Genomic DNA, 2,944 nt, shown 5'->3' on the forward strand with positions numbered 1-2,944 from the left:
AGTTCATGACGTTTAACTTCGCCATGCAAGCCATTGACCACATTATCAACTCTGCGGCCAAGACGCTCTATATGTCCGGCGGCCAGATGGGGGCACCTATGGTGTTCCGTGGCCCCAACGGTGCGGCCGCCCGCGTTGGCGCGCAGCACTCGCAGGACTACGCGGCGTGGTACGCTTCGATCCCCGGCCTCAAGGTCGTGATGCCCTACTCGGCCGCAGACGCCAAAGGCCTGATGAAGACCGCCATTCGCGACAACAACCCAGTGATCTTCCTTGAGAACGAAATTCTCTACGGGAAATCCTCCGAAGTGCCGGACATGGATGATTTCACCATCCCCTTTGGCAAAGCACGCACATGGCGCACCGGGTCGGATGCGACGATCGTCAGCTGGGGTATCGGCATGACCTACGCGCTTGAGGCCGCCGAAAAGCTGGCCGAAGAGGGCATCGAATGTGACGTGATCGACCTGCGGACCCTGCGTCCCATCGACTACGACGCGGTCATCGCCTCGGTGCAAAAAACCAACCGCTGCGTGATCGTAGAGGAAGGGTTCCCTGTCGGATCGCTCGCCAACCACATGGCCAGCGTCATCATGGAGCGCGCGTTTGACTATCTCGACGCGCCGGTCCTGAGCCTGACGGGCAAGGATGTGCCGATGCCCTACGCGGCCAACCTTGAGAAATTCGCGCTGATCACAACCGATGAGGTCGTGGCCGGTGTTAAACAAATTGCTTACCGTTAAGGAGCGCGCGACATGCCGACTGAAATCCTGATGCCCGCGCTGTCCCCGACGATGGAGGAAGGGACGCTCGCGAAATGGTTGGTCAAGGAAGGGGACACTGTCTCCTCCGGTGACCTTTTGGCCGAAATTGAGACCGACAAAGCCACGATGGAGTTTGAAGCCGTCGACGATGGTGTTGTGGGTAAAATCCTGATCCCGGAAGGGTCCGAAGGGGTCAAGGTTAACACCCCCATCGCGGTCATGCTTGAAGACGGCGAAAGCGCGGACGACATTGGCGCAGCCTCTGCACCCGCGCCCGCCGCCGCACCCGTGGCCACCTCCACAGAGGCGGCCCCCGTTGCCGCAACCCCTGCCCCCGCTGCCACCAAAGCCGCTGATGGATCGCGCCTGTTCGCGACCCCATTGGCCCGCCGGATCGCCGCGGACAAGGGATTGGACCTAAACACAATTTCAGGGTCCGGTCCCCATGGCCGTATCGTCAAAGCGGATGTCGAAAACGCGACTGCGGCCCCCAAAGCCGCCGCACCAGCTGCAACTGCATCCGCCCCCGCCGCAACGGCTGCAGCACCCGCGGCTGCTGGCACCGGTCCGACGACCGACCAAGTGCTGGCCATGTACGCGGATCGTGAGTTCGAGGAAGTCTCTCTGGACGGAATGCGCAAAACCATCGCCGCACGCCTGACAGAGGCCAAACAGAACGTGCCACACTTCTATCTCCGCAAGGATATCGAACTGGACGCACTGCTGGCCTTCCGTGGGCAACTCAACAAAACGTTGGAGCCGCGCGGCGTTAAGCTGTCGGTGAACGATTTCATCATCAAGGCCTGTGCGCTCGCGCTTCAACAGGTGCCTGACGCGAATGCGGTTTGGGCCAACGATCGGGTGCTTTCGCTCAAGCCTTCCGACGTGGCCGTAGCTGTCGCGATCGAGGGTGGGCTGTTCACCCCGGTGCTCAAAGACGCCGACATGAAATCACTCTCGGCGCTCTCGGCTGAGATGAAGGACCTTGCCTCCCGCGCGCGGGATCGCAAACTTGCCCCCCACGAATACCAAGGCGGCAGCTTCGCGATTTCAAACCTCGGGATGTTCGGCATTGATAACTTTGACGCGATTATCAACCCACCCCATGCGGCCATTCTGGCCGTTGGCGCAGGTGCCAAGAAACCTGTCGTCGGCGCGGATGGTGAGTTGAAGGTGGCCACGGTCATGTCGACAACGCTATCGGTCGATCACCGGGTGATTGACGGGGCACTCGGGGCGAACCTGTTGAACGCAATCAAGAATAACCTCGAAAACCCAATGGCCATGCTGGCCTAATCAGCGGTCCCAAAACGCAAAAAGGCGGCCCTCCGGTTAGGAGAGCCGCCTTTTTTAATGCAGTAAACGCAGGCGCTAGTCTGAGCCGCGCACACCCAAAAGCTGATCCATTGTGACCGAGGGCTGCGAACACCCCGCCTCGCCGACGATACGCGCGGGCACACCTGCGACCGTCTTCATCGGCGGCACCGTTTCCAAAACCACCGAACCCGCCGCGATCCGCGAGCAATGCCCAATATGGATGTTGCCTAAAACGTGCGCACCGGCCCCGATCAAAACGCCATCACCGATTTTGGGGTGGCGGTCGTCGTCTTCCTTGCCCGTCCCGCCGAGCGTCACGGAATGCAGCATCGAGACATTGTCGCCCACCACCGCAGTCTCACCAATCACGATGGAATGGGCGTGGTCGATCATCAGCCCCTTGCCCACACGCGCGGCCGGGTGAATGTCGATCCCAAACGCCTCAGAAACACGCATCTGAATGAAATAGGCCAGATCTTGCTGTCCACGGTTCCACAGCCAATGCCCCACGCGGTAAGCTTGAACAGCTTGGAAGCCCTTGAAATACATCAAGGGTTGCATCAGGCGGTGGCAGGCGGGGTCCCGCTCAAACACGGCGACCAAGTCCGCACGTGCCGCAGCAGCCGTACCGTTTTCCTCATCCCGTAGCGCCTGATCCGCAACTTCACGCACCAGCTGTTCGGACATCGCGGGCGATGCGATTTTCTCTGCGATACGGAACGCCAAGGCCCCTTCAAAGTTGGCGTGATGCAGGATGCACGCATGCACCATACCACCCAACAGCGGCTCTTGTGCGATGGCCGCACGGGCTTCTTCGCAGATGCGGTCCCAGATCGGATCAATGGAGCGAAGGGGTTTTTCTT

3 protein-coding genes are annotated in these 2,944 nt (G+C 60.4%); 2 read left to right on the plus strand and 1 reads right to left on the minus strand.

All coding sequences use genetic code 11. The features are described 5' to 3' along the window. Both AC4GMC_RS18010 and AC4GMC_RS18015 read left to right on the plus strand, forming a co-directional pair. On the plus strand, positions 1-743 hold a 743-nt coding region (locus tag AC4GMC_RS18010; RefSeq protein WP_488084024.1), incomplete at its 5' end, for a pyruvate dehydrogenase complex E1 component subunit beta. 12 nt (positions 744-755) lie between these two features. Next, on the plus strand, positions 756-2,060 hold the full coding sequence (locus AC4GMC_RS18015) for a pyruvate dehydrogenase complex dihydrolipoamide acetyltransferase (protein ID WP_490391497.1): 1,305 nt from the start codon (positions 756-758) through the stop codon (positions 2,058-2,060). Positions 2,061-2,135: 75 nt separating this feature from the next. Here the strand turns inward: AC4GMC_RS18015 and cysE are convergent, their stop codons facing one another. Beyond that, on the minus strand, positions 2,136-2,924 hold the full coding sequence (gene cysE / locus AC4GMC_RS18020; protein ID WP_490391498.1) for a serine O-acetyltransferase: 789 nt from the start codon (positions 2,922-2,924) through the stop codon (positions 2,136-2,138). Positions 2,925-2,944 lie beyond the last annotated feature (20 nt).

The sequence above is a fragment of the Thalassobacter sp. genome, from assembly GCF_982993085.1.

What these genes read in the sequence shown, in the direction of transcription:
- AC4GMC_RS18015 (WP_490391497.1), top strand. Translation starts at nt 756, where the DNA reads ATGCCGACTGAAATCCTGATGCCCGCGCTGTCCCCGACGATGGAGGAA.